This is a genomic window from Collimonas fungivorans, assembly GCF_001584145.1.
GTDB classification, from domain to species: Bacteria; Pseudomonadota; Gammaproteobacteria; order Burkholderiales; family Burkholderiaceae_D; genus Collimonas; species Collimonas fungivorans.
Map to the genome: position 1 here is coordinate 4169612 of NZ_CP013232.1, position 26131 is coordinate 4195742.

Genomic DNA, 26131 nt, shown 5'->3' on the forward strand with positions numbered 1-26131 from the left:
TAGCTAGAGACATTTAGAAGGAGACACATGGTATGAACTCGCTTTGGTTACGCGGGATATTGGTTGCGTGTTTAGCGTGCGCCCTGCCGATGCATGCATCGGCAGCGGCGGCGCCAACCTCGCCAGCTGATCCCGACAAGGTATTGCGCTTCGTCTTCGTGGCGCCGGAAACCGGCTTCGATCCGGCCGTGACGCGCGACTTGTATTCGCAACTGGTGAACCAGTCGGTATTTGAAACACTGTTCGCCTACGAATACCTGGCCCGTCCGGCCAAGCTGATGCCTTCGGCAGCGGCAGCCCTGCCGGAAGTCAGCGCCGACGGCATGACTTATACGATCCACCTGAAAAAAGGCATCTACTTTGCCGATGATCCGGTGTTCAACGGCAAGAAGCGCGAACTGACCATGGCCGATTTCGTCTATTCGTGGAAACGCCTGTTCGATCCGCAGCTGGCTTCACCGCAAACCTGGCTGCTGGAAGGCAAAGTAGTCGGCCTCGACGAAGTTGCCGCAACCGCCAAGAAAACCGGCCATTTCGACTACGACACCAATGTTCCCGGTTTCGAGCTGCTGGATCGCTATACCCTGCGCATCCACCTGAAACAACCCGATTTCAACCTCGGCATGATCCTGGCGCACCAGCCGACCAGCGCCGTGGCGCGTGAAGTAATCGAAAAGTACCGCGATGCCCAAGGCACCGTGATGGGGCATCCGGTCGGCACCGGTCCTTACATCCTGAGCCAATGGATACGCGGCTCACGCATGGTATTGACCGCCAGCCCGGACTACCGTGGTTACACCTGGGATTTCCAGCCAAGCACTGACCCTGGCGATGCCGCCATCGTGGCCCAGATGAAAGGCAAGCGCATGCCGCAGATCGGCCGCGTTGAAATCAGCGTGATGGTGGAAGACCAGTCGCGCCTGCTGGCGTTCGAAGGCGACGAAGTCGACATCACCGAATTGCAAGGCCCGCTGGCGCCGCAAGTCATGGCCGGCGGCAAGCTGAAACCGGAATTCGTCAAACGCGGCGTACAGCTGTCACGTATCGTCGACCCTGAAATCAGCTACTTCTACTGGAACATGAAAGACCCGGTACTGGGCGGCCTGAGCAAGGAAAAGATCGCACTCCGACGCGCCATCGCCATGGCGCACAACGTGCGCGAAGAAATCAAGGTGGTCTGGAACGACGAAGCAATCCCGCTGGAATACCCGATCCCGCCAGGCGTGGTCGGTCACGACCCTAGTTACAAGAGCAGCATCCAATACGAACCGGCCGTCGCCAATGCCCTGCTCGACAAGTTCGGCTACAAGATCGGCAGCGATGGCTACCGCACCCTGCCGGACGGCAAACCGCTGACGGTACGCTATTCCGCCCGCGCCGACTCGAACGGCCAGCAGCAGTCCGAAATGTGGAAAAAGACCTATGACACCATCCACATCCGCATGGTCGGCGACCTGAAAACCTTCCCTGACTTGCTCAAGGCAGAAAAAGAGTGCCAGCTGCAAACCCGCACTGCGCCATGGATCGCCGACTATCCTGACGGCGACAATTTCATGCAGCTGTTCTATGGACCGAATATCGGCCAGAACAACAATGGCTGCACCAAGATTCCTGAATTCGACGTACTCTATGCTGCCTCGCAAAAGCTGCCGGACGGTCCCGAACGCGATCTGCTGTACCACAAGATGGCGCGCATCCTGGAAGTCTATTCACCATCGCGCATCGGTTATGCGCGCTACCGCAACATGATTGCGCAGCCACGGGTGATCGGCTACAAGAAGCATCCGGTGATGCCTACCGAATGGATGTACTACGACATCGACAAAACAAAATAAAACCAGCGGACGGCGGCACGCCGCCCGCCCTTTTCCCTATAACTTCACTCAATCCATATTTGAGGAAATGCATGAAACCATCATCATTTTTCTTGCCGGTCGTGACGACCTCAGTTGCAACGTTATTCACGTTGATGCTGAACCAGGCAGCCGCCCAAGACGCGCAACGCCCGTTGATCCCGTTGCTGAAAGCGGACGACATCCCCACCCTGTGCGACAGCACGCTGACTACCTTGCGCAAGCGCGTGTCGGCGCTGGAAAAACTGCCGCCGGCGCACGCCAAGGACAGCAAGAAAGTACTCACCGAATGGAACGACCTGCAGATCGCCTTCGAAGACTTGCAAGGCCCGGTCGACATCCTCAACAATGTCTCGCCAGACGCCAAGGTCCGCAGCACTACCGAAGCCTGCCTGATCGACCTCAACAAGCTGTCGACCGAACTGTTCCAGAACGAAAAGCTGTACGCGCGCTTCAAAGCCATCCAGCCGAGCGATGCAGTCGAGAAAAAGCTGCGCCAGGATATCCTCTACAGCTTCGACGATACCGGCGTCTCGCTGGCGCCGGAAAAGCGGGCGCGCATGAAGGCCATCCTCGACAAACTGAACGAGCTGAGCCAGGAATTCGCCCGCAACATCCGCGACAACAACCAGAAACTGACATTCACCCCGGCTGAAGTCCAAGGCATGTCGGAAGCCTACCTGGCGCGCGCCAAGCGCGACGACAAAGGCAACTACCTGCTAGGTTTCGACTACCCGGATTACAAACCCTTCATGGAATCGGCCGACAACGGCGATGCGCGCCGCCGCTACCAGATTGCCTTCGCCAATCACGGCACGCCGAAGAACCTGCCGATCCTGAAAGAGGCGATGGACCTGCGCCATGAAATGGCGACCCTGTTCGACCTGCCTAGCTACGCCGATTTAGTGACGCGCCGGCGCATGGTCAAGAATCCGCAGACCGTGGACAAATTCCTGACAGAAGTGCAGACCGCTGTCACCCAGCTGGAAATCAAGGAAATCGAAGAACTGCGCGTGTTCAAATCCGAAACGCTGAAGACGCCGCTGGCCGAGACCAGGCTGGAACGCTGGGATTCCGAATACTGGCAGCAGAAAATCAAGCAGTCGCGCTACAAGGTGGACCAGGAAGCCTTGCGCAAATATTTCCCGACCGATGCCGCCGTGCCCTGGATCCTGAGCGTTTCCAGCACCTTGTACGGTGTCGAATTCAAACGCGTGGAGGTGCCGGTATGGCATCCTGACGTGCAGTACTACGATGTCATCGACAGCAGCAGCAAAAAACGTATTGCAGGCATCTACCTCGACCTGTTCCCGCGCGAAGGCAAATACGGCCACGCGGCAGCCTGGGCTACGCGCGGCGTCAGCACCCTGGCCCACCGCACGCCGGTATCTACCCTGGTCACCAACTTCGACCGCAACGGCCTCAACAGCGACGAGCTGGAAACCCTGGTGCACGAATTCGGCCATGTCCTGCACGGCGTGCTGTCGAACACCAAGTACGTCACCCAGGCCGGCACCAACGTCGAGCTGGATTTTGTCGAAGCGCCATCGCAGATGTACGAAGAATGGGCGCGCCGCAAGGAATCGCTGACGCTGCTGGCGGGCTTCTGCAAGAGCCCTTGCCCGACCATCGACGACGCCCTGCTGCAACGCCTGACCGCAGCCCACAACTACGGCCGCGGCATACGCTACGCCCGCCAGCTGCTGTACGCGGGCTATGACATGGCCATCCATAACGACAAGGCTGACCAGGAACAGCCGCTCGCCGTCTGGCAAAAGATGGAAGGCGCAACACCGCTCGGTTATGTGCCGGGCACCGAATTCCCAGGCCAGTTCGGCCACCTGATGGGCGGCTATGCAGCCGGCTACTATGGCTACATGTGGTCGGAAGTGCTGGCGCTGGACATGCTGTCGCGTTATAACGACAAATTGATGAACCCGGAAGTCGGCCACCTGTACCGCCAGACCATCCTGTCGCGCGGCGCCGAAAAGCCGGCTGGCGAAATGGTCAGCAGCTTCCTCGGGCGCGAGCCTAACAGCAAGGCATTCTTTGCCGAAATTTCAGGCCAGCGCCTGCACTGAGGAGAATATCCATGACCGCTTATATCCTGCGCCGCCTCTGGCAAATGCTGCCGACCATGCTCGGCGTTATCGTCCTGGTGTTTTTCCTGTTCAACTGGGTCGGCGGCGACCCGGCCTATATCCTGGCCGGCAAGATGTCGAACCCGCAACAGATCGCCAACATCCGCACCCAGCTGGGCATCGACCAGCCTTACTACATCCAGCTGTGGATCTTCATCAAGCAGATCGTCACCTTCAATTTCGGCAACAGCTGGAGCACCGGTGAATCGGTGGCCAACGTCATCATGACCCGCCTCGGGCCGTCCATGACCGTGCTGATCCCGCTCACCATCCTGGAAACCCTGATCGCCGTCGCACTGGCGCTGGCCGTGGCCTTCGTGCGCGGCTCCAAGACCGACCGCATGGTGATGGTGGCTTGCACCGTCGGCATGTCGATCAGCATCCTGGTCTACATCATCCTGTTCCAATACTGGTTCGCCTACAAGCTGAGCCTGTTCCCGGTGCAAGGCTGGGCAACAGCTTCTGGGAAAACCTGTTCCACTACTCGGCGCTGCCGATCCTGATCATGCTGGCGGTCAGCATCGCTCCCAGCCTGCGCCTGTACCGTACTTTCGTGCTGGATGAAGTCAACCAGGATTATGTCCGCACCGCGCGCGCCAAGGGCGTCAAGGAACGCCGCATCCTGTGGGTGCACGTCTTGCGCAACGCCGCGATTCCGATCATCACCAACGTCATGTCGAACCTGCCGGCGCTGCTGATCGGCGCTTTCCTGATCGAGCGCTTCTTCTCGATCCCGGGCATAGGCCGCGAGGTGATCCTGGCGGTTGAACGCAGCGATTTCCCGGTGATCAAGGCGATCACGATCTATGTCGCCGCCGCCACCATGATATTCAACCTGCTGACCGACTTGCTGTACCAGGCTGTCGATCCACGCGTTCAACTGAAGTAAGGAGCCGCCATGACTCAAAGTATAAATTCGGCCCCTGCCCAAGCGGCGCCTGAAACAACAGCAGCAACCGTAGCCCTCGCCAGCGCCGCCGGCGCCACCCATTCGCCGGGCCTGTGGGCCCTGGCCTGGAAGCGCTTGCGCGCCGATCATGTCGCGATGGCGGCCATGGCCGTGGTCGGCCTGTACCTGGTGATGCTGGTGCTGTCCGCCAGCGGCCTGCTGGCCAAGGACTGGTCGCAGGAAATCGGCGTCAACTATGCGCCGCCTACCTTCATGGGCGCCCAGACCGATGCCGAACGCGGTTTCAGCGACAACGACGCCGTCGTCGAAGCGCCGCCGCCGGAAAACCCGGTCGACCCGCTGCGCGACATCCTGCGCGACCTGCGCAAGAGCGGCACGGTAGCCGTCGCGCCGCCGGTGGTCGCCAACGACTACGGCATCGCCGATCCGCTGGCAGCGGAAATGACTGAAATCCGTGCCGAACTGGCCAAGAAAGGCGGCAGCGTAGTGCTGGCCCGCAAACCTACCCTGCCGTTCGGCGCCGACAAATGGGGCCACGACATCATCAAGAAAACCATCAAGGGTGCGGAAACCTCGATCATCGTCGGCCTGGTAGCGGCGCTGCTGGCGGTTGCCCTCGGCACCCTCTTCGGTGCGGTGTCCGGCTACTTCGGCGGCTGGATCGACGACGCTTTCAACTGGTTCTACAGCATCTTCACCTCCATCCCCTACCTGCTGCTGATCCTGGCGGTAGCCGCGGTGCTGCAGCAAAAAGGCGTGATGGCGATCGTGCTAATCCTCGGCCTGACCGGCTGGACCGGCACTTACCGCCTGATCCGCGCCGAATACATGAAGCACAAGTCGCGTGAATACGTGATGGCGGCGGACGCCATTGGCGCCAGCCACTGGAGCAAGATGTTCGGCCATATCTTCCCTAACGTCAGCCACGTGTCGCTGGTGCAGCTGTCGATCTCGGTGGTCGGCTTCATCAAGTCGGAAGTGATCTTGAGCTTCCTCGGTTTCGGCGTGCCGGTCGGCGTCGTCTCCTGGGGCAGCATGCTGAACGAAGCGCAAAACGAATTAATCCTTGGTAAATGGTGGCAGCTGGCGGCTGCAAGTATCGCCATGGCGATCCTGGTGACGGCGTTCTCGCTGTTCACCGATGCGCTGCGCGACGCCCTTGATCCGAAGCTGAAATAGGAGACATCATGCAATCGACCAACCAGAACCACCAAGACAGCGCACCTTTGTTGCGCGTGCGCGACCTGCGTGTCAGTTTCCGTACCGATAAAAAAACCATGGTGGAAACCGTCAAAGGCATTTCCTTCGACATTCCGCACAACACCACCGTCGCCCTGGTGGGTGAATCGGGCAGCGGCAAATCGGTCAGTTCGCTGGCTGTGATGGGCCTGCTGCCGAAGGATAACTCCAGCATTGCCGCCACCAGCGTCATCGAGTTTGAAGGCCGCAACCTGCTGGCCATGTCGGCGGACGAACGGCGCGACATGTGCGGCAAGGAAATCTCCATGATTTTCCAGGAGCCGATGACTTCGCTCAACCCGGTGTTCACCGTCGGCTTCCAGATCGGCGAAGTGCTGCAGCTGCATATGGGCATGAACGCCAAGCAGGCGCGCGCCCGTGCCATCGCATTGCTGGAGGAAGTCGGGATTCCTTCGCCGGCGACCAAGATCGACGCTTATCCGAGCCAGATGTCGGGCGGCCAGCAGCAGCGCGTGATGATCGCCATGGCGATTGCCTGCGAACCGAAGCTGCTGATTGCCGATGAACCGACCACCGCGCTCGACGTCACGATCCAGAAGCAGATCATCGACCTGATCGAAGCCCTGCGCAAACGCCACAAGATGTCGGTGCTGTTCATCACCCATGACCTGGCGCTGGTCGGCGAAATCGCCGACCAAGTGATCGTCATGCGCCACGGCGAAGTGCGCGAAAAAGGCGATGTGCGGCAAATCTTCGAAGCGCCGCAGGACCCTTACACCAAGGCCTTGCTAATGTGCCGCCCGTCGCTCGACACCCGCCCATGGCGCTTGCCGGTCATCAGCGACTACATGAACGGCAACAACGGCGCCGACCTCGACCTGCGCGAACGCAGCCGCGGCTGCAGCGGCCAGGAAGATACCCTGCTGGAAGTACGCAACCTGGGCAAGAGCTTTTATTTCCGCGAAGGCCTGTTCGGCCGCAAGGAATTCAAGGCGGTGCAAGACGTCTCGTTCAAGCTGGCGCGCGGCAAGACGCTGGGCGTGGTGGGCGAATCCGGTTCCGGCAAGACCACCGTCGGCCTGACCCTGATGCGCCTGCACCAGGCCACGTCCGGACAAGCGCTGTTCGAAGGCAAGGACATCATCGGCATGTCCAACAGCGAGTTCATGTCTTACAAACGGCGTATCCAGATCATCTTCCAGAATCCCTACGCCTCGCTCAACCCGCGCTTCACCATCGGCCAGATCCTGCTGGAACCGATGCGCATCCACCAGATCGGCAGCGACGACAACGAACGCACCGAGATGGCGATGCAGCTGCTGCAAAAGGTGGGCCTGCCGCCGGTCGCCTATCATCGTTATCCGCATGAATTCTCCGGCGGCCAGCGGCAGCGGATTGCGATTGCGCGCTGCCTGACCATGCGTCCGGAAATCCTGGTGTGCGACGAATCGGTCTCGGCGCTGGACGTGTCGGTGCAGGCACAGGTCCTCAACCTGCTGCAGGATTTGCAGGAAGAGTTCGGCATGAGCTACATCTTCATCTCGCATGACCTGTCGGTAGTCAAATACCTGGCCGACCAGGTGATGGTGATGCATCAGGGTAAAGTGGTGGAACTGGCCAATTCGGATGAGCTGTACCACAACCCGACCCATCCTTACACCCGCCAGCTGCTGAGCGCGATTCCGCGCGGTTTGCAAAACTGACGAACGGCCAGCTGCGGCAAGCCGCAGCCCGCGCCTCAACAAACGGGGTACAGCGTGAGCTGTGCCCCGTTCTCGTTTACGCCGCGGATTGACGTCCCGGATATTTCGTTATAGCTTGCCTGCACCAGTCACAAAAACAGGCGCCACCGTCAGCCTGCTGACCTTGCTGTTCTGGGCGCTAAGCTTGCGTTACATGCCGGTACAGAAAGCAGTGGCGCATGGCGCAGCCTCGGACTAAGATTACCCATGACATCGCAAGAAAACCAGGTGGCCTATGCCAGGCGCATGCACAAAGTGGTCGAGCATATCGACCGCCACATCGACCAGACGCTTGAGCTGAGCACGCTGGCCGAAGTCGCCCATTTTTCCGCATTTCACTTTCACCGCCTGTTCTCAGCCTGGATGGGCGAAACGCTCGGCGATTACCTGCGCCGGCGCCGGCTGGAAATGGCGGCGTTGCGGCTGATCGGCCAGCCTGGGGTGCCAGTCCTGGAGATCGCGTTATCTGTAGGTTTCGGTTCAACCGAAGCATTTGCCCGCGCATTCAAGACCCGGTTCGGCTGCACCGCCAGCGAGTGGCGCCAGGGACAGGCGGACCGCTGGGCCGCCCAGCTTGCGGCTAGCCGCAACAGCAATCCTGATCAGCTGCATCGCAAGCAGGATCAGGAAAACAGCCGCATCCAGGACCATCATGGAAACTCCCAAACAGACACTACGGAGATCCCCATGAAAGTCAAAATCATCCAGCGTCAGGCTGCCAAGATCGCTTACCTGCGCTACATCGGCCCCTACGGCCAGCCGATTTCGGAATTCTGGGGCGAAACCGTCTGCCCGTGGATGGAAACCAACGACCTGTTTGGCCGTCCGCGCTACGGCATCAGCCACGACGACCCGGGCATTGCCAGCGCCGACAAGTGCCGCTACGACGCCGGCGTTGAAGTACCAGACGATTTCGTCGCCAGCGGAAAATCGTTCACCACCACCGTTCCCGGCGGCAGCTACGCGGTGACACGGTACGCCGGCACCGGCCGCGATATCGGCGAAACCTGGACTCGCCTGCTGCGCGACTGGCTGCCGGCCAGCGGCATGCAGCTCGACACCCGTCCGTTCTTCGAGTATTACCCGGTCGAGGCCGGCTACGATGAAAAAACCGGCGTCTTCCAGTGCGACCTTTGCATCCCGGTGGCGCCGCTTTAATCGGGCTGGAGCCCCCGCCGCCAGGCTAGTGCAGCCGCCAGCGTGACTCCAGCTGAAACCCACAGCACCGTGTGCAAGCCGGCCAGGAACGGATGGACTGCGGCAACCAGAGCGCCGAAGATCGCCACGCCCAGGGCGGCGCCGGTTTGCCGTGCCGAATTCAGCACGCCGGCCGCCACTCCGGCACGTTCCGGCTCGACGGTCGCCATCAATGCGGCGGTCGCTGCCGGCGTGATGAGGCCGGCGGCAAAACCGATCGCCGGCATGGGCAGGGCCAGCAGCCAGTAGGTCGCTGTCGACAGCGATAACAGCAAGCCAAGAAAGCCGATGGCGTAACAAGCTAGCGCGGCAATTACCAGTCGTCGCGCACCGTATGCGACGGCCAGGCGATTCGACAGCATGCTGCCGGCGGCCACCAACGCAGTCAGCGGCAAGAAGGCAAGCCCGGTGCGCAATGGCGAATACGCCAGCACTTGCTGGAAATACAGGCTCAGCACAAACACCAGGCCGTAGAAGGTCAGCGCCGACACCATGGAGACCAGGACCGCACCGGAGAAAGCGCCATTGCGGAACAAGGACAGCGGCAGCATGGCTTGCGCCCGGCCGCTCTGCAGCTGCAGGAAAACGGCGCCGGCGGCGATGCTCAGCGCCATCCTCAACAGGACAGGCAAGCTTGACCAGCCCCGCACCGGCCCTTCGATCAGCGCTGCGATCAATGCGGCCAGCGCCAGGATCGCCGCACACTGCCCGCCAGGATCCAGCCGTCTGGCTTGCAGCGGCTTGCGTTCGCCACGGATGCGACAGGTCAGCCATAAACCGAGCAAGCCGACCGGCAGGTTGGCCAGGAAGATGCTGCGCCAGTCAAACAGATGTATCAGGACACCGCCGGCCAGCGGACCGGCAGCCATCGCCGCACCGCCGCAGCCGGCCCACATGCCGATCGCAGCGGCGCGCTCGCCAGCTTCTGGAAATGCCTGCTTGATCAGGGACAGCGAAGCCGGCAACAACAGCGCCGCGCCGCCGCCCTGCAGCACGCGGGCCACGATGAGCGTCCCCAGGTCGCCAGCCAGACCACACCAGGCCGAGGCCAGCGTGAACACAGCCAGGCCTGCCAGATAGATATTCCGGGCGCCGAAACGATCGGCCAGGGTGCCGCCGGCCAGCAGCAGGCTGGCAAGACTCAGGATGTAGGTATTCACTACCCACTGCAGGCTGGCGATGTCCGTCGCCAAGGCGCCGGCGATGCGTTCCAGGGCGACATTGACAATCGAGGTGTCCAGGATCACCACCACATAACTCAGGCTGACAGCCGCCAGTACGCGGCGCTGCATGTCTTGCCTGCGCGGCCTTGTCCAGCGCATGCCTGCTCCCGCGCTTTCATCCATATCGATCTCCACTTGCGGTTGACTGGAGTCCGAGTGTAGCCTCGGCTCCCTTCCTGATGCTTCGTCACGCGTCGAAGCATGCGGCCGGGTTTCGGTCCTATACTGTGGGAGAATTGTTGGAGGTCTGATATGTGTCCGCAACCGAATATTTCTTCCGTCGCTTTCCTGATCGCCGATCCGGCGCGCGCCGCCATACTGATGGCGCTGTTCGACGGACGTGCGTTGCCGGCCGGCGAACTGGCCCATGCCGCGGGCGTCACCGCGCAAACCGCCAGCGCCCATCTGGCGAAGTTGCTCAATGGCGGTTTGCTGGCCTGTGAGCAGCAGGGCCGGCATCGCTACTACCGCCTGACCGATTCCCACGTCGCCGACGCCATCGAGCAGCTGGCTGCCATCAGCTCGGTGGCGGCGGTCAGGCGCAGGCCCTTGAATCGTGCAGCGCAGGAATTGCGCTTTGCCCGGTGCTGCTACGACCACCTGGCGGGCCAGCTAGGGGTGGCGGTGACGCAGGCGTTGCAGCAGCGCCAATTGATTGTGGCAGGCGCGGACAAGCAGTTTGAATTGTCCGCAGCCGGCAGCGACTGGTTCGCCGCTATCGGCGTCGATGTCGCCGCACTCAAGCCGACGCGCCACGGACTGGCGCGGCAATGCCTGGACTGGACCGAGCGCAGCCACCACCTGGCTGGCCCGCTCGGCGTACAGCTGATGCGCGCGTTATGCGCGGCAGGATGGCTGCGCCGGTCAGCGTCGTCGCGCGCCGTCCAGGTCACGCCTAAAGGATGGGCTGGCCTGAAAGCGCAGCTCGGCATCGATCAGAATTCGACTGCGCTGATTACCCCGCAAACATAAAAGCAGTCACGCCGCCGCGATCCTGCGGATGGTTTCGTGCACCGCCTGCAGCAGCAATTCTTCCAGCCGGTTCAGCGCCGGCTCCGCCATCGTTTGCGCCCGAGTTTGTGCACGATACAGGGACAAGCCGATCTGCGGCAGCGCCGGCAATCCGGCCGCTTGCGGTTCGATGATGCGCAGGCTGGCAGGCAAGCCGATCGGCGTGCGCACCGTCAGCCCCAGCCCCGCGGCCGAAGCCGCCCACAGCGCCGACAGGCTGGCGCTGGTGAAGGCGTGGCGCCAGGCGATGCCGGCGGCGTCCAGCGCATTCGAGGCGATATCGCGCAGCATGCAAGGCGCGTCCAGCAATACCAGCGACAAGGGAGCGCCGGGCTGCGCTCGCGCCACATCTTGCGCCGGTCCGATCCAGCACAATGGCAGGTCGGCCACCCGTTGCGCATTCAGCGTCGGCGCGCCGCATTCCCACATCAAAGCCAGGTCGATGCGGCCCAGGGTCACGCGCTCGCGCAGCTCCGTGCTGCGCGCGACACAGACTTCGACCCGCACTTTCGGATGGGCGCGCATGAAGCGTCCCAGCACGTCCGACAGCAGCGCTTCGCCGAAATCTTCCTGCAAACCCAGTTTTACCTCGCCTTCCAGTTCGACGCCGCGCACCGCGCTGGCGGTTTCGTCGTTGAGATCGAGCAAGCGGCGCGCGTAGCCCAGCAAGGTCTGGCCGGCCTCGGTCAAAGCCAGCCCGCGCCCGGCTTTGCGGAAAATCGGTGCACCGGCCTGCTCCTCCAGTTTCTTCAACTGGGCGCTCACCGCTGAAGTGGAACGGCCCAGGCGGTCGGCGGCCTTGGCGTAGCTGCCGAGGTCGATGCCGGTGGTGAAGGTACGCAGCACGTCGAGGTCAAAACTGATTTGTCGCATGACAACCATCCTGTTTTTCAAAACTATTTGTTCGAAACTATCTGATATTTAAAAGTATCGCGCAAAGCGATACTCGCTGCAAGCGCTTAAATCAGCACAGATACCAGCGCATATCGTTACAGGAGAATCAAGATGTCGTCATCCGCCGCCGTCACCGCTGCAAGCACCAATAACCGCCACCGCTGGAAGGTGCTGGGCGTAGGGGTTGCCGCCAATGCCAGCTTTTCCGCCGCTTTCAGCGGCATTCCGACAACCGCCGTCCTGATACGCTCGGGTTACCACCTCGACAACGCGGAACTGGGACTGGTGCTGGGCTTGATGGGTCTCGGCATCGCTCTGAGCGAACTGCCCTGGGGCTTGCTGACCGACCGCTGGGCGACCGCCCGGTGCTGTTGTCCGGCCTGGCTACCACCGCCGTGGCGCTGGCTTTGATGGCGTTGTTTGTTGCGCCCGGCCCAGGCTATGTGCCCGGCCTGCCGCTGCTGGCGGCAGGACTGCTGCTGGTCGGCCTGCTCGGCGGCAGCGTCAACGGCTCCAGCGGCCGTGCGGTGATGACCTGGTTCGGCGAAGGCGAGCGCGGCATGGCGATGAGCATACGCCAGACCGCGGTACCGCTGGGCGGCGCCGTCGGCGCCCTGTTCTTGCCGACGCTGGCCGCCCATTTCGGTTTTGCCTCGGTGTACGGCGTGCTTGCCTTGTTCTGTGCAGCGACGCTGTTTTTCACCTGGCTCTGGCTGTATGAACCGGCGGCAAGCGCTCCGGATAAAGCACACGCCATCCACACCAAGCCCGCGCCGGCGCCATTGAAGGATCGCCAGCTGTGGCGCATCGTCGCCGCGATCGGCATCCTGTGCGCGCCGCAGTGTGCGGTTTTGTTCTTTGGCACCGTATTCCTGCACGATTTCAGCCACGCCGGCATCGCCGCCATCACCGTCGCCATGGCGACGCTGCAATGCGGCGCCATGGTCATGCGCGTATGGAGCGGCCGCTGGACCGACCGCAAGCGCAACCGGCGCGAATTCCTGCGTTTCTGTACCATCACCAGCGCCATCGCCTTCGCCGCACTGGCCGCACTGGTGACGCTGGCCGGCCAGTCGCCGAGCATCGGCCCCGTGATGGCGATACTACTGATCGCGATGCTGGTGCTGGCCGGCATCAGCATCTCGGCCTGGCACGGCGTCGCCTATACCGAACTGGCCACCATCGCCGGCGCCCGCAACGCCGGCACCGCGCTCGGCATGGCAAACACCAGCGTGTTCGTGACCTGCTTCCTGACGCCGCTGGCGATCCCGCACATCCTCACGCTCGGCAACTGGCCGGCCGTATGGCTGCTAGGCAGCGCATGCGCACTGATCGCCCTGCCGTTTTTTCCAAAACCTGTACAAGCAATGCCGGCTAGCCTGCCCTGCCCGCAATAACCAGCCGACTGCGTGTATGGTTAATCAGCTAACTACATATTTCCGAGATAGCCTCAACTGTCACGCTTGCAAGGTGCAGGCTGAGGCCCCGAAGACGATTTACTTATCCGCCACCAGCTTGCCGGCCTTTGCCCAATCTTCACGCGAAACTTCGCTGATCACAACGTCCACACTCTCCGGCGGACAGGTCAGGGTTTCGACGGCAACTCGAGTCACTTCGCGGACGAAGGCACGCTTTTGTTCCAGTGTGCGGCCGGGATGCATTTCTAAACGCAAAATAGGCATGATATTTCCTTGGTAAGGGGCGCCCGGAATTGGGACCCGATGCTTCAGTATCAGGCAGTTCGGGATCCAGATAAATATGCAATAATTTGAATCATTTAAAACCCCCAGGTTCTTAATCATGGACAAGCTGGCTGGCATGGCGATGTTTGTACGAGTGGTGGAGAGCGGTAACTTCACTGCGGCAGCATCCGTTAGCGGCGTCTCATCTGCCATGGTTGCCAAGCACGTCCGGACTATCGAAGAACGGCTCGGCGCACGTTTACTGCACCGCACTACCCGCCGGCAACAACTTACCGAAGTGGGGCGGCTCTACTACGAGCGTTGCAAGAAAGTGCTGTCGGAAGTGGAACTGGCCGAAGCTAGCGCTGCGGAGCTGCAGGCCAGTCCACGCGGACTGGTCAGGCTGGTTGCTCCGGTCAGCTTTGGCAGCCACAGCCTTGCTCCTGTATTGGCTGACTATCTGGCCCGCCATCCTGAAGTCAACGTAGAGCTGACACTGGACAATCGCGCGCCCGACCTGATCAAGGAGGGTTACGAATTAGGCATCCAGATCGGCGAAATTGAAGCGACCGGGCTGGTCGCGCGGCCGCTGCGTCCCTATCGCAGGATACTGGCAGCAGCGCCAGGCTATCTGGCCCGGCATGGACAACCGGAACACCCGGAACTATTAAACGCACACAGCTGCCTGGGTCTGTCGTATTGGCGCCATCATGATCACTGGCATTTGCTCGGCCCTAACGACGAATTTTGCAAAGTAACGGTAACAGGCCGCTTCAGCTCAAACCAAGGTAGTGCCTTGCGCAATGCAGCCTTGCATGGAGCAGGCATCGTACTGCAGCCTGAAGTGTTGCTGGCCGACGATGTAGCAGCAGGTCGCCTGGTGCCGGTATTGCCGGCCTGGTCATATAAGCCCACGCCAATGTATCTGATTTACGCGCAGGACAACAGGCCCACGGCAAAGTTACGCAGTGTTATCGACCTGCTGCTAAAGTGCTTCGGGCCCGCGACCTAAGCAGTTTCTTCCCGATAGCGGCCAGTCCTATCTGGTCATCCTGGTTGGCGCCGGTCGTGGCTGAAGCGGGCGTCGGGAGATTGGCTCCGCGACCGTGTTCCCTTGGCGAACAACCCATGACACGCCTGAAAGCTTTACCGAAGGCGCTTTCGGATTCGTAGCCGAGCGACAAAGCGATTACGGAAGTGGATTCGCGCGAATTTTTTAACCGGTCGCCGGCGAGCAGCATGCGCCAGCGCGTCAAGTACTCCATCGGGGTAGCGCCGACCGTCTCTTTGAACCGCAAGGCAAAGATGGATCTCGACATGCCCACGCGCTCCGCGAGTTTCTGCAATGTCCACCTATGCCCTGGGTCGTCATGCATGCATCTGATTGCAGCACCCATCTGTTTATCCGCCAGCGCGAACAGCCAGCCGACACCTCCTTTTGCCCCGTCCGCCAGGTGCAGCCGCAGGGCCTGAACGAGCATCATGTAGGCGAGCTGCTGTGTGATCAAAGAACCGCCCGGCTGCGGGTCGTGCACCTCCTCCTTCATCCGTTGCAGCGACCAGCGCATCGCCGCCTTATCCGACTCTTTCCGGATGTGCACTATCGGCGCCAGGGAACTCAGCAAGAAATCGGCGTGGCTTCCCGTAAGAACAAAATGGCCGCCGACCAGGTAGCAGCTCCCCTCTTCCTTGCTGGAGACCTCGCGATCCGGTCTTGATTTTGAGCGGAGTATGTTGAAGTCGACAGGCGTCGCCGACAGATCGGTGGCGAGACGGAAAGGCGGCCCGGGCGGCAACAGATAGCAATCCCCTGCCATGAGCAATACTGCATCGGGAATGCCTTCCACGGATAACCAGCATTGGCCGGAAACCACGGCATAGCACTTGATGCCTTCATGCTGTGGCCATTCGATAGCCGTGTCGGCGGCTATCTCGAAACCGCCGGACGCATAGCTCCGTGGCTTGAGCAACGACAATACGCCTGATAGTGGATCCATAAATCTCCGGACGAATGAACCAATAATACGAACTTTATAGCATTGATGGTATCGATACAAGCGCCTATATTCAGCTTCGCCGGACTGCGATCGCAGTCCTCGACTAAAGCAAAGGCGAAATCATCATGCGTATTTTCATTACCGGCGCTACCGGCTTCATCGGTTCGGCCATTGTTGCAGAACTTATCAACGCCGGCCATCAGGTACTCGGACTGACGCGCTCGGAAGCAGGCGCACAGTCGCTGATCACGGCCGGGGCCGAAGTGTTTCGAGGCAATCTTGAAGACCTGGATAGCCTGCGTCGCGGAGCGGCGATGTCGGACGGCGTAATCCACACAGCCTTTAATCACGACTTCTCGAAGTTCGTCGCGAATTGCGAGGCGGATCGGCAAGTCATCGAAGCGATTGGTTCAGTACTCGTCGGCTCTGACCGCCCCCTCGTCATCACCTCCGGCACCGGCATGGGAGCTGCTGCGCCAGGGCACGCCGCAACTGAAGACAATTTCAACCCTGACCATCCCAATCCCCGCAAGGCTTCGGAATTAGCCGGTGTTTCAGTGGCCAAGCGCGGTGTAAACGTGTCGGTGGTGCGCCTTCCCCAGGTCCACGATACCGCCAAGCAGGGCCTTATCAGCCCACTGATCCAGCTCGCCCGCGAGAAGAAAGTCTCGGCGTATGTAGGCGACGGACTTAACCGCTGGCCGGCGGTGCATGTCAGCGATGCTGCCCGTCTCTACAGGCTGGCGCTGGAGAAACAGGAAGCAGGCAGCAGGTACCACGCTGTCGCTGAAGAGGGGATACCGCTTCGTACCATCGCTGAAGTCATTGGCCGAGGATTGAAGGTGCCGGTGGTCAGCCTCTCTCAGGAGGAGGCACAGGCTCATTTCGGATGGCTCGGCTATTTTATTGGCATCGACCTTCTGGCCTCAAGCGGAAAAACGCAGGAACGGCTTGGGTGGCGCCCGACCGGACCGGAACTGATCGCAGACCTCGAACAGATGAAATACTTCGACAACTGAAATGCGCCGGCAGCGTCTTTGCGCCGCCGGTCTCACATTGCCTTGATCTCTCCGCCGTCCATGCGAATCGCCGATCCGGTCATCCATTTGGCCGCCGGCGACAGCAGGAACGCCATCAGTTCGCCAATCTCTTCCGGCTGGCCATAACGGCTGATGCCGGCTGCTTCGAGAAACCTGGACTTTGCTTCCTCAACAGACATGCCGTTTGCCACCGACCATTTCGAGAGGAATGTTTCGCGCCTGCCAGTCATCACCGGCCCTGGCAATACACTGTTGACCTGCACGCCGTCGTGAATGCCACGTTCCGAGAAAGCTTTTGCCAGGGACACGATGGCCGCATTGATCGCGGCCACCGCGGCAAAGGCCGCCTTCGGCGCCGCAGCCGAGTTTCCGGACGTGATAACGACTGAACCCTGGGCTGCCTTTAACGCCTCCCACGCCCGAATCGTCAATCGGCGGGCGCCATGGAATTTGAGCGACATGCCGGCATCCCACTGTTCATCGGTCATCTGGAACAGATCGATCTGCGGCACATCGCCGGCGATGTTGAGCAGCGCATCAATGCGCCCGAACCTTTCCAAAGTCTTGCTGACCACGGTATCTGCCGCTTCCAGCTGACTCAAGTCGATGTCGATGATCAATGCTTGCGCACCGGCCTTTTCCACCTCCTTTGCCGTATCCGCGAGCTTTGCCGCATTCCTGGCGACTACTACCACACCCGCGAAATCCCTGGCCAGCCGAATGGCTGTTGCACGGCCAATGCCTTGGCTGGCGCCCGTTACGATTGCAATCTTCTTCATTTCCTTTTCCCTCACTATGTCAGCCGCTTTTGAATAACTTCGGCAACGTAAAAATCTACGTAGCCGCCGTTTTCGGCACGCCAAGGAACCGATGAATTTCCTCGGCGATTTCGACCGCATGCGTCTCCAGGGCAAAGTGGCCGGTGTCGTAAAACACAATCCGGGCATTTTTTACGTCTCGCTTAAACGCTTCTGCGCCTGCGGGCAGGAAGAACGGATCGTTACGACCCCAGACCGCCAGAACCGCCGGCTGATGCTTGCGGAAACAAGCCTGAAATTCGGGATAGAGAGCAACGTTGCTTGCGTAGTCCAAAAACAGATCCAGCTGAACTTCGTGCGCGCCCGGCCGGGCCATATAAAAATCATCAAGCGAATAGCCGTCAGGAGACACCGTTTCGACGTTGGCTACGCCATGCGTGTATTGCCACAGCGTGGCCTCAGGCTTGAGCAGTTCGCGCAAGGCGTCGCGATTCATCTGGTTCGGCTCCTGCCAATACTTGCGGATCGGATTCCATCCATCGCTCAACCCCTCGGCATAGGCATTGCCGTTTTGAGTAATGACGGAGGTGACACGTTCGGGATACTTGGCAGCAAGGCGCCAGCCAACCGGTGCGCCATAGTCGAAAACATAAATGCCAAAGCGGTCCAGTTCGAGTATTTCCGTAAAGCGTGCAATGACATTGGCCAGGTTCTCGAACGTATAGGCGAACTTGTCCCGGGACAGCAGCTCGGTTTGGCCAAATCCAGGCAGATCAGGTGCAACCAGATGAAACTGATCCATCAGCAGCGGGAACAAATCCCGGAACATGTGGCTGCTGCTGGGGAAACCGTGAAGCAACAACAACGTCGGCTTGCTGCGGCTGCCGGCCTCACGATAAAAAACCTCAATGCCATCGACGGCAATTTTCTTGTTACGCACTTGATTCATGACAGGTCCCTTTGATTGAATAACCTCTTAATTTCGAATTTAAAGGTTACCCATCAAGAAGTAACCTGTCAAATTATTTTTTAAAGGTTACTTAAGTTTGTATCAAAAAATCGGAGACGTGGCATCGTAATGCCACATTTCATCTATGAAATAAACTCCCGGCATTACAATTACCGTTCACTTAAAAGCATTTTCCTGAGCATGTCGACTGCGTGATGAAATTTATTGATAACTTCTAATAATTGATTAATTAAGTTACTATGGAATGGCATTAAGCATGAAAGGACTGCAAAAATGGATCAGAAACTGCCAATGCCGCTGTTTATCGCCGACGCCATCGGGATCGATTTCTTGAATTCGATCGCCACGCCTGTCGATATGCCTGTTGAATGGCTGGGCAGCGGCAAGGATTTCTTGAATTGGCTAGGCGCCGCCAAGCTGGTTCCGCAACATGTGCTGAAGGAGTTCGAACGGAGTGCGGGTCCAGGAGAGCTCGAAGCCGTGGCAGCTCAAGCCAGGGGGTTAAGAGAGTGGTTCCGCTCATTCATCCTGGAACACAAGGGGCAGCCGCTTCCTGAATCTGTCGTGTCGGAACTGGAACCGCTCAATCGCTTGCTCGCCCGCGACGAAGGATTCGGCCAGATCGTTGAAGGCGATGGAAATGGCGGTGTTGCCCGGAGCAGAGATCGCCGCTGGAGATCTCCGGAGACGCTGTTGATACCGCTTGCCGAAGCAATGGCGGATGTCGTCTGCGATGAAAATTTCACCTACGTGAGGGCTTGCGAAGGCCATGCCTGTACACTGATTTTTGTGGATAAGACACGCGGGCATGCGCGGCGCTGGTGCAGCATGGCGATTTGCGGGAACCGCGCGAAGCAGGCGGCGCACCGGTCGCGAAAAAATTAGACGCGGTAATGAAACCGGTTCGCCTGTAATTGGCCGTCAGCCACTAGCAGACGGCCACGAACCCGGGAAATAAAATATCTCCTTGTATGGCATCATGTGGCGATTGTTTTTCTCCACCGTTATAGCTGAAATCTGCCGACAAGGATTACCATGGTCACCTGCTACCTGCGTTACATCATCGATCCATACAAACTCAAGGAATTCGAGCACTACGGCAAAATATGGATTCCGCTGGTGGAGAAATTCGGCGGGATACACCATGGATACTTCCTTCCTTCGGAGGGAATCAGCAACGTGGCGCTGGCGATGTTCACGTTTCCTTCGCTCGCGCTGTATGAGGAATACAGGACAAAATCGATGCAAGATGCGGAATGCCAGGCCGCGTTCAAGTATGCAGAAGAAACCCGTTGCATCGTCAGCTACGAACGCAGCTTCTTCCGCCCCGTCTTCAAGTAGGATCCGGCGCTTTTCAAATCTTATTCTGGTTCACACGCTTGCCGAGTTCTTCAACGCTTTCCCTGCGTTCGCTGTAGCGGTCGACCAGGTATGACGAAACATCGCGGGTAAGCAAGGTGAACTTGAACAGTTCTTCCATCACGTCGACTACACGTTCATAATAAGACGATGGTTTCATGCGGCCTTCGTCGTCGAACTCCAGGAACGCCTTGGCTACTGACGACTGGTTGGGGATGGTGATCATCCGCGTCCAGCGGCCCAATATGCGCATCTGGTTGACGGCGTTGAACGATTGCGAGCCGCCGGATACTTCCATCACCGCCAGCGTCTTGCCCTGCGTCGGCCGCACCGCGCCTATCGACAATGGGATCCAGTCGATCTGCGCTTTCATGATGCCGGTCATGGCGCCGTGACGTTCGGGCGAGGTCCAGACCATGCCTTCGGCCCATTGCGCCAGCTCGCGCAGTTCCTGGACTTTGGGATGGCTGTCGGGCTCCCCGTCCGGCAATGGCAAGCCGTGCGGGTCGAAGACTTTGACTTCGCCGCCCATCGCTTCCAGCAAGCGGGCCGCTTCCATCGTGAGAAGCCGGCTATAGGATTTTTCGCGTAACGAACCGTATAGCAGCAGGAAACGCGGCGCGTGCGATGAACGCCCGACCTCCTCAAAGTCCGATGCAAGCGGCGTGCGGAAAAGTCCTGCGTCGACATTCAGCAACTTAATCAGATGTTGTGAAACGGCGTCCCTCCGAATTAATCACGACTTCGCCGTCTTCCTTGGTGAAAGGTCCCTTTTGCGGCAACGGCAGAATATCGAGCACCAGTTCGGACGGACGGCACAGGCGCGTGCCGCCTGGCGTGACGACAAAAGGCCGGTTGATCAGAATCGGATGCGCCAGCATGGCATCCAGCAATTGCGCGTCTGTCAGGCCTGGCGCGTCCAGTCCGAGTTCTGTATAAGGTGTGCCCTTTTGTCTGATAGCTTCACGTACCGCGAGACCGGCGTCCGAAATCAGTTTCGTAAGAGTCGCCAGCGACGGCGGCTGTTTCAGGTATTCGATGACTTCAGGTTCGACACCGGTATTGCGTATGAGCTCCAGCGTATTGCGTGATGTGCCGCACTCAGGGTTGTGATAAATCGTAATGTTCATGGTTCGACTTTCTTTAAAACCGGCAGATTATCTGCCAGCGGGGAATGGTTGGTGACGCAAATAAAAAGAATAGCGCCCAGCAGGGCAATACCGATCAGCACCAGCATCGTTCCAGCGTATCCGCCCGTCAGCGAATACACCAGCGATGCCGCAAACGGCCCTGCGGCAATCGCTATCAGCACGGGGGTAGCCATGGCGCCGCTGATTGCGCCATACGTTTCGCGGCCATACAGTTCTGCCGGCAGCGTGCCGCGTACGATCGTCATCACGCCGTTGCCGATCCCGTACATGGCCGCGAATACGCCGTAAACCAGCAGCCACTCAGACGGTGCGAGTAATAATGCCAGCGCCAGCGGCAACAGCCAGATAGCAATCAATCCTACCTGGCGCGACGTGGCTTTTTTGCCGATAGTGGTTTCCAGGACACGGCCTAGAACCTGCATCGGGCCAACCAGGGCGCCTATTGCCGCGGCATGGACGGGCGATACTCCCCGTGCCTGCAATATCGAGATCAGATGTAAGGACATGGCTGAAAACACCAAAGCGTTTAGCGTGATGGCGCCGGTCACCAAATAGAATCTCGGCTCCCGCAGCACCGTGGCCAGTGTGGCCTTGGTCGCGGTTTCTGCTGCCTTGGCGCCGCGATCCTGCCTGAAAACCGGCAGCAAGGCATGCACCGGGAGGCACAGCAGCAGATTGGCGATTGCGTAGATCGTCCAGGTATCGCGCCAGCCACATTTTCCGAGCAGGAACTGCGTGAGCGGCCAAGAGACCGTGCTGGCAAAACCGCCGAACAACGTCACTAAAGTGATGGCCCTGCGATATTCGGCGCCGAAGGTTTGCGTAAGCACTGCAAACGCTGGTTGATACAGGGTGGCACTCATGGCAACGCCAATCCCCGCCCATACCAGATACAGCTCGGTAACCGAATCTACACGGGATAATAATGCCAGGAGCACGGCGGCCAGTACAGAACCGGCGCCCATCAGGATGCGTCCGCCAAAGCGATCTATGATGGCGCCGGCCAATGTCGACAGAAAACCCGACACCAGCAGCGCTAACGAAAACGCGCCGACGATGACCGGCTTAGAGGTATGCAATGCAGCCTGCATTGGCCCCATCAGGACGCCGTATGCATAAAACATCGCGCCCCATCCAATGATCTGCGTCATCCCTAAGGCGGGAATCAGCCATCCGGCGCTGCTGGCATTGTTACGCATGGCTTAACGTCCTTCGTACCAGCCTTGAGTACGGTTTACGATGCCGACAATCAACAACATGACAGGAACCTCGATCAGCACCCCGACCACGGTTGCCAGCGCGGCGCCGGACTTGAAGCCAAACAGGCTGATCGCGGCGGCAACCGCCAGCTCGAAGAAGTTGGAAGCACCAATCAGCGCAGAGGGACAAGCGATAGAATGCTTTTCCCCGACAATCTTATTGAGCCAATAGGCCAGCGCAGAATTAAAGAAAACCTGTATCAGGATAGGAATCGCCAGCAGAGCAATGACCAGGGGCTGTTCGATGATCGCATTGCCCTGGAACGCAAATAGCAGCACCAGAGTCAACAGCAGAGCCGAGATCGACCACGGCTGGATGCGCTCCATCAGCTTGTCGAAACTGGCCTGGCCGCGCCGCAGCAAGGATTTTCGCCACACTTGGGCAATGATCACAGGCACTACGATATACAACATTACGGAAGTCAGTAGCGTGGCCCAAGGCACCGTAATGCTCGATACACCCAACAAGAGAGCTACCAGCGGCGCAAATGCGAACACCATGATCAGATCGTTCAGCGCGACCTGCGACAGTGTGAAATAAGGATCGCCGCCGGTGAGCCGGCTCCAGACAAACACCATGGCAGTGCAAGGCGCGGCAGCCAGCAGGATCAGTCCGGCCACATAAGAATCCAGCTGTTCGGCGGGCAGGTACGGCGCGAACCAATGCCGGATGAACACCCAGGCAAGCAACGCCATCGAGAACGGCTTGACCGCCCAATTGATGAACAAGGTCACGCCTATGCCGCGCACATGTCCCTTGACCTGATTCCAGGCGGAGAAGTCGATCTTCAGCAGCATCGGAATGATCATCACCCAGATCAAGACGCCAACCGGCAGGTTCACTCTGGCGATTTCCAGCGCCCCTATCGCTTGCACCCCGACCGGGAAAAGCTGTCCAAGAAAAATACCGGCAACGATACATAGCGCTACCCAGACGGTCAGATAGCGCTCAAAAAAATTCATGGATACGCCTGCGGCGCGTCTACCGGTAACTTCGCATTGGACAGACATAATAATTCTCGAAAAAAAATAGGATTGAGCTTGATCAGATCGATGTTTTTACATCAGACTTTGCTCTGGCCAATAGCATCCATTTCGCGTTTGATCGCATTCTTTTCCAGCATGTGCAGCGGCAAGCTGACAAAGACGTTGATACGCGCCATGATTTGGCGGAACACCTTATGGAATACTTCACGCTTATATTCGTCGGCGCCAGTGGCGAGCGCCGGATCCTCAAATCCCCAGTGCGCCGACAACGGATGGCCTGGCCAATAAGGGCAAGTTTCACCTGCCGCGTTATCGCACACCGTAATGATGAAATCCATCTGCGGCGCATCGGCAGCGGCAAATTCATCCCAGCTTTTACTACGCAGGTTTTCCAACGGGTAGTCGGTATGCGAGATCTGTTCGATGGCAAAAGGATTGACAGTGCCACCTGGGTGGCTGCCGGCAGAGAAGCCACGGAACCGGCCTTTTCCCATGGTGACCACCAATGCTTCAGCCATGATGCTGCGCGCCGAATTACCCGTGCAAAGAAAAAGCACGTTATATACCTTATCGCTCATGGGGCTACCTCTGATATGTCGAATTACCAGGTTCCGAAAAAATGCATCTGGCGCGGGCGATCCGTATCATCGCTTCAGCAACATTTTCCAGCTGCCGCCGCTGCTGCTCCCGCAGCAGGAACGCAGCATGATGCTGTAACCGCTAGCTTCGCATGCGCGTCGCCGAACACGGGAATGGTGTCGAGCGTGCGGAAGGTCTCCCATGCAATACCCTGTGGATCAGTCACCCAGTATTTGTCTGATTTGGCGTAGCAACAGGAAACTTTTTCTTCCTTCGCCACATCCGGCTGAAGCGACTCCAGGCGCGACTGCATCTCATCCAGTTCGCTATCGGATTCGACCTGGATGCCAAGATGGTTCAGGCCGGACTGCACGCCGCGCCGCGAGATCGCGAAATTCACGCGGGGATCGTCCAGCATCCATTTCGCGTAATCGGTCTTTTGCACTGTGGGTTCATTCGCAAACATCGATGAATAAAAGCGGATGCTGTCTGCCAGGTTATCGACAGCGACATGGACATGCAGGCGTTTCATGACGAGGCTCCTTCGGTGGTGGCACAGGCAGGACTGCAAGTGGGCATGCAGGGATCACCCCCGCAACAATTTTCGGTAAGAAATGCCAATAATTCATTCATGGTGGCGAAGTTGGCGGAGTAGATAACAAAGCGGCCTTCATTGCGCGACGCCACCATATCGGCATGAAAAAGTTCCTTCATGTGGAACGATACGGAGGAAGGCGAGATACCCGTAATCTCCCCGATTTTTCCGGCAGGCAGCCCCTCAGGCCCGGCCTGCACCAATGCACGGAAGATCGCCAGGCGGGAATCCTGGGCAAGCGCCGCAAGGGCGGTGACGACTGATTTCGCTTTCATATTTCAATGATAGTTGAAATGTTGAATAAATCAAGGGTTTTCTGCCATGCCACAAACAAACGGGCCCTGCCCGTCTGCTTGGCCCTATACCGGACTAGGATGCAGCAACATGTTTCTCGATATTCTTCATCTGCTCGTCCCAGCCGCCGCTGTTCATGCTGAACGCTTCCTGACGCCGCTCGGCCGGGATATTGTCAAAGCCGGATTCGACCACGCGCAGAAAAGTACCCTCTTCGACCGCCGTCAGTTCGAACACCACCAGCGTGGTCGGCTCCTGCGAATAGTCGACCGCGGCATCAACCGCATAGGGATGCCAGCGGAAAGACAGCAAGCTTTCCGGCTCCACGCGATCGATCACCACGTTCCAGGCCAGGTGTTCATAGCCGGGATAAGTAATCTGCCCCTGCACGGCCTGGCCGGCGGCGAAGGTTTTTCCCTTCAGCGCCACGCCAAACCAATCACCGAATTCCTCGGCATTCGATAAGGCACGCCATACCCGCGAACGTGCGGCCTTAAGCACGATCTCTTTTTCAATCCGATCCGTAGATTTGTTTTTATCCATGTGTCACCTCCTGGCTGCATATTAGTCCAAGCCGGGAAAATGCAGCCATAAAGTGACATGTATTTCTCAACCGGCACCGTCTTTTTTCGGAGGCAAAAAAAAACCCGCCAGACCTTGCGGTAGCGGGTTGAATCCAAACCTTAGGAGGTGTTGGAGGAGACAGGTGTAACTATATGGCAGCGCAGCATCGGTGTCTGCTTTATTATTTGTATAACAGTTATAGATAAAACACATATCTACTGCACTGCATTAAATCGGTCCGCGATCAATCCGCTTGCTGAGGATGATCGAAGTCGATGTGTGGCGCACCCCTTCCATGGCGCCGATCTGGTCCAGCAGGCGGTCCAGTTCATCGGTCGACTGGCAGCGCAGGGTCAGCATGTAGTCGATCACGCCGCTCACCGCGCATAGGGTTTCCACCTGCGACATCTGCTGCAGCTGCTGGACCAATGATGGTGCATTGCGGGAGTCAATCGAGATGCCGACGTAAGCACGCACTGCGGGCTGGTACAGCCCGAGGTCGAGGCGCACGCCGTAGCCGGCGATCACGCCCTTCTTTTCCATCGCCGCCAGCCGTGCAATCGCGGTCGTCCTGGCAATGCCGACGCGCTTGGCGACTGTAGCCATGGACAGGCGCGCATCGTCCATCAGCAGGGCCAGGATTTTGTGGTCAACTTCGTCGAGTTTCTCTCTCATCGCGACAATCCATCTTCAATATTCGTCAATATGCATCATTATTATACATT

The 26131-nt window shown here is 58.9% G+C and carries 26 protein-coding genes and 2 pseudogenes; 13 read left to right on the forward strand and 15 right to left on the reverse strand.

Translation table 11 applies throughout. The features are described from left to right. Nucleotides 1–32: 32 nt before the first annotated feature. The 7 genes and pseudogenes from CFter6_RS18095 (at nt 33) to CFter6_RS18120 (ending at nt 9004) form a co-directional block, all read left to right on the forward strand. The gene (locus CFter6_RS18095; RefSeq protein ID WP_061541099.1) at nt 33–1835 is read left to right on the forward strand and encodes an ABC transporter substrate-binding protein; all 1803 of its coding nucleotides are present in this window, start codon (nt 33–35) and stop codon (nt 1833–1835) included. Between the two features lie 71 nt (nt 1836–1906). Continuing rightward, nucleotides 1907–3934, forward strand: a complete 2028-nt coding sequence (locus CFter6_RS18100; protein WP_061541100.1) for a M3 family metallopeptidase — start codon at nt 1907–1909, stop codon at nt 3932–3934. 11 nt (nt 3935–3945) lie between these two features. Continuing rightward, a pseudogene (locus CFter6_RS18105) lies at nt 3946–4883 on the forward strand (ABC transporter permease). A 9-nt stretch (nt 4884–4892) separates the two neighbouring features. Further along, nucleotides 4893–6083 carry an ABC transporter permease gene (locus CFter6_RS18110; protein WP_248845764.1) on the forward strand — a complete coding sequence of 397 codons (1191 nt, stop codon included), beginning with the start codon at nt 4893–4895 and terminating at the stop codon, nt 6081–6083. 8 nt (nt 6084–6091) lie between these two features. Then, nucleotides 6092–7807 (forward strand): ABC transporter ATP-binding protein, encoded by a 1716-nt coding sequence (locus CFter6_RS18115; RefSeq protein WP_061541101.1) that lies wholly within the window; start codon nt 6092–6094, stop codon nt 7805–7807. Nucleotides 7808–7922: 115 nt separating this feature from the next. Further along, nucleotides 7923–8045, forward strand: coding sequence for a hypothetical protein (locus CFter6_RS26700; protein ID WP_257722408.1), 123 nt, complete (start codon nt 7923–7925; stop codon nt 8043–8045). A gap of 8 nt (nt 8046–8053) precedes the next feature. Beyond that, nucleotides 8054–9004, forward strand: coding sequence for an AraC family transcriptional regulator (locus CFter6_RS18120; protein WP_061541102.1), 951 nt, complete (start codon nt 8054–8056; stop codon nt 9002–9004). Here CFter6_RS18120 and CFter6_RS18125 read toward each other — a convergent pair. Next, on the reverse strand, nt 9001–10389 hold the full coding sequence (locus CFter6_RS18125; protein WP_236904375.1) for an MFS transporter: 1389 nt from the start codon (nt 10387–10389) through the stop codon (nt 9001–9003). The two genes, CFter6_RS18120 and CFter6_RS18125, sit on opposite strands and share 4 nt — an antisense overlap. 129 nt (nt 10390–10518) lie before the next feature. On the opposite strand from CFter6_RS18125, the gene CFter6_RS18130 reads away from it, so the two are divergent. After that, nucleotides 10519–11238 (forward strand): ArsR/SmtB family transcription factor, encoded by a 720-nt coding sequence (locus CFter6_RS18130; RefSeq protein ID WP_061541104.1) that lies wholly within the window; start codon nt 10519–10521, stop codon nt 11236–11238. 6 nt (nt 11239–11244) lie between these two features. Here the strand turns inward: CFter6_RS18130 and CFter6_RS18135 are convergent, their stop codons facing one another. Beyond that, the gene (locus CFter6_RS18135; RefSeq protein ID WP_061542456.1) at nt 11245–12150 is read right to left on the reverse strand and encodes a LysR substrate-binding domain-containing protein; all 906 of its coding nucleotides are present in this window, start codon (nt 12148–12150) and stop codon (nt 11245–11247) included. A gap of 132 nt (nt 12151–12282) precedes the next feature. Here CFter6_RS18135 and CFter6_RS18140 point away from each other — a divergent pair. Next, nucleotides 12283–13568: pseudogene (locus CFter6_RS18140) on the forward strand (MFS transporter). A gap of 99 nt (nt 13569–13667) precedes the next feature. Here CFter6_RS18140 and CFter6_RS18145 read toward each other — a convergent pair. After that, on the reverse strand, nt 13668–13853 hold the full coding sequence (locus CFter6_RS18145; protein ID WP_061541105.1) for a 4-oxalocrotonate tautomerase: 186 nt from the start codon (nt 13851–13853) through the stop codon (nt 13668–13670). Between the two features lie 118 nt (nt 13854–13971). Here CFter6_RS18145 and CFter6_RS18150 point away from each other — a divergent pair, with 118 nt between their 5' ends. Then, nucleotides 13972–14865 carry a LysR family transcriptional regulator gene (locus CFter6_RS18150; protein ID WP_061541106.1) on the forward strand — a complete coding sequence of 298 codons (894 nt, stop codon included), beginning with the start codon at nt 13972–13974 and terminating at the stop codon, nt 14863–14865. Here the strand turns inward: CFter6_RS18150 and CFter6_RS18155 are convergent. Beyond that, a complete protein-coding gene (locus CFter6_RS18155) occupies nt 14825–15850 on the reverse strand; it encodes an AraC family transcriptional regulator (protein WP_061541107.1) in 1026 nt (341 codons plus the stop codon). The two genes, CFter6_RS18150 and CFter6_RS18155, sit on opposite strands and share 41 nt — an antisense overlap. A gap of 125 nt (nt 15851–15975) precedes the next feature. On the opposite strand from CFter6_RS18155, the gene CFter6_RS18160 reads away from it, so the two are divergent. After that, complete coding sequence (locus CFter6_RS18160; RefSeq protein ID WP_061541108.1) at nt 15976–16869, forward strand: SDR family oxidoreductase; 894 nt, start codon at nt 15976–15978, stop codon at nt 16867–16869. A 32-nt stretch (nt 16870–16901) separates the two neighbouring features. Here CFter6_RS18160 and CFter6_RS18165 read toward each other — a convergent pair whose 3' ends face one another. Continuing rightward, a complete protein-coding gene (locus CFter6_RS18165; RefSeq protein WP_061541109.1) occupies nt 16902–17669 on the reverse strand; it encodes an SDR family oxidoreductase in 768 nt (255 codons plus the stop codon). 55 nt (nt 17670–17724) lie between these two features. After that, nucleotides 17725–18597, reverse strand: a complete 873-nt coding sequence (locus CFter6_RS18170; RefSeq protein ID WP_061541110.1) for an alpha/beta fold hydrolase — start codon at nt 18595–18597, stop codon at nt 17725–17727. Between the two features lie 294 nt (nt 18598–18891). Between CFter6_RS18170 and CFter6_RS18175 the strand changes: the two genes are divergently transcribed. Together CFter6_RS18175 and CFter6_RS18180 are read left to right on the forward strand one after the other, a co-directional pair. After that, on the forward strand, nt 18892–19503 hold the full coding sequence (locus tag CFter6_RS18175; protein ID WP_061541111.1) for a CGNR zinc finger domain-containing protein: 612 nt from the start codon (nt 18892–18894) through the stop codon (nt 19501–19503). 150 nt (nt 19504–19653) lie between these two features. Then, entirely contained in the window at nt 19654–19959 is a 306-nt protein-coding gene (locus CFter6_RS18180) for an NIPSNAP family protein (RefSeq protein WP_061541112.1), read from the forward strand. Between the two features lie 13 nt (nt 19960–19972). On the opposite strand, the gene arsH is transcribed toward CFter6_RS18180, so the two are convergent. The 9 genes from arsH to CFter6_RS18225 all read right to left on the reverse strand — a co-directional run bounded on the left by arsH (nt 19973) and on the right by CFter6_RS18225 (nt 26081). After that, complete coding sequence (gene arsH / locus CFter6_RS18185; protein WP_236904392.1) at nt 19973–20674, reverse strand: arsenical resistance protein ArsH; 702 nt, start codon at nt 20672–20674, stop codon at nt 19973–19975. 1 nt (nt 20675) lies between these two features. Further along, the gene (arsC, locus tag CFter6_RS18190; RefSeq protein ID WP_061541114.1) at nt 20676–21107 is read right to left on the reverse strand and encodes an arsenate reductase (glutaredoxin); all 432 of its coding nucleotides are present in this window, start codon (nt 21105–21107) and stop codon (nt 20676–20678) included. Beyond that, entirely contained in the window at nt 21104–22327 is a 1224-nt protein-coding gene (locus CFter6_RS18195) for an MFS transporter (protein ID WP_061541115.1), read from the reverse strand. The genes arsC and CFter6_RS18195 overlap by 4 nt, the downstream gene beginning before the upstream one ends. Nucleotides 22328–22330: 3 nt before the next feature. Beyond that, the gene (gene arsB / locus CFter6_RS18200; RefSeq protein ID WP_061541116.1) at nt 22331–23398 is read right to left on the reverse strand and encodes an ACR3 family arsenite efflux transporter; all 1068 of its coding nucleotides are present in this window, start codon (nt 23396–23398) and stop codon (nt 22331–22333) included. A 53-nt stretch (nt 23399–23451) separates the two neighbouring features. After that, entirely contained in the window at nt 23452–23952 is a 501-nt protein-coding gene (locus CFter6_RS18205) for an arsenate reductase ArsC (protein WP_061541117.1), read from the reverse strand. A gap of 74 nt (nt 23953–24026) precedes the next feature. Continuing rightward, nucleotides 24027–24485: an ArsI/CadI family heavy metal resistance metalloenzyme gene (locus CFter6_RS18210; protein ID WP_061541118.1), complete on the reverse strand. Its 459-nt coding sequence runs from the start codon at nt 24483–24485 to the stop codon at nt 24027–24029. Beyond that, on the reverse strand, nt 24482–24823 hold the full coding sequence (locus CFter6_RS18215; protein ID WP_061541119.1) for an ArsR/SmtB family transcription factor: 342 nt from the start codon (nt 24821–24823) through the stop codon (nt 24482–24484). Before CFter6_RS18215 ends, CFter6_RS18210 begins: the two co-directional genes overlap by 4 nt. Nucleotides 24824–24917: 94 nt before the next feature. Beyond that, on the reverse strand, nt 24918–25385 hold the full coding sequence (locus tag CFter6_RS18220; RefSeq protein ID WP_061541120.1) for an SRPBCC family protein: 468 nt from the start codon (nt 25383–25385) through the stop codon (nt 24918–24920). A 249-nt stretch (nt 25386–25634) separates the two neighbouring features. Then, nucleotides 25635–26081: an Lrp/AsnC family transcriptional regulator gene (locus CFter6_RS18225; protein WP_014007178.1), complete on the reverse strand. Its 447-nt coding sequence runs from the start codon at nt 26079–26081 to the stop codon at nt 25635–25637. Between the last annotated feature and the right edge of the window lie 50 nt (nt 26082–26131).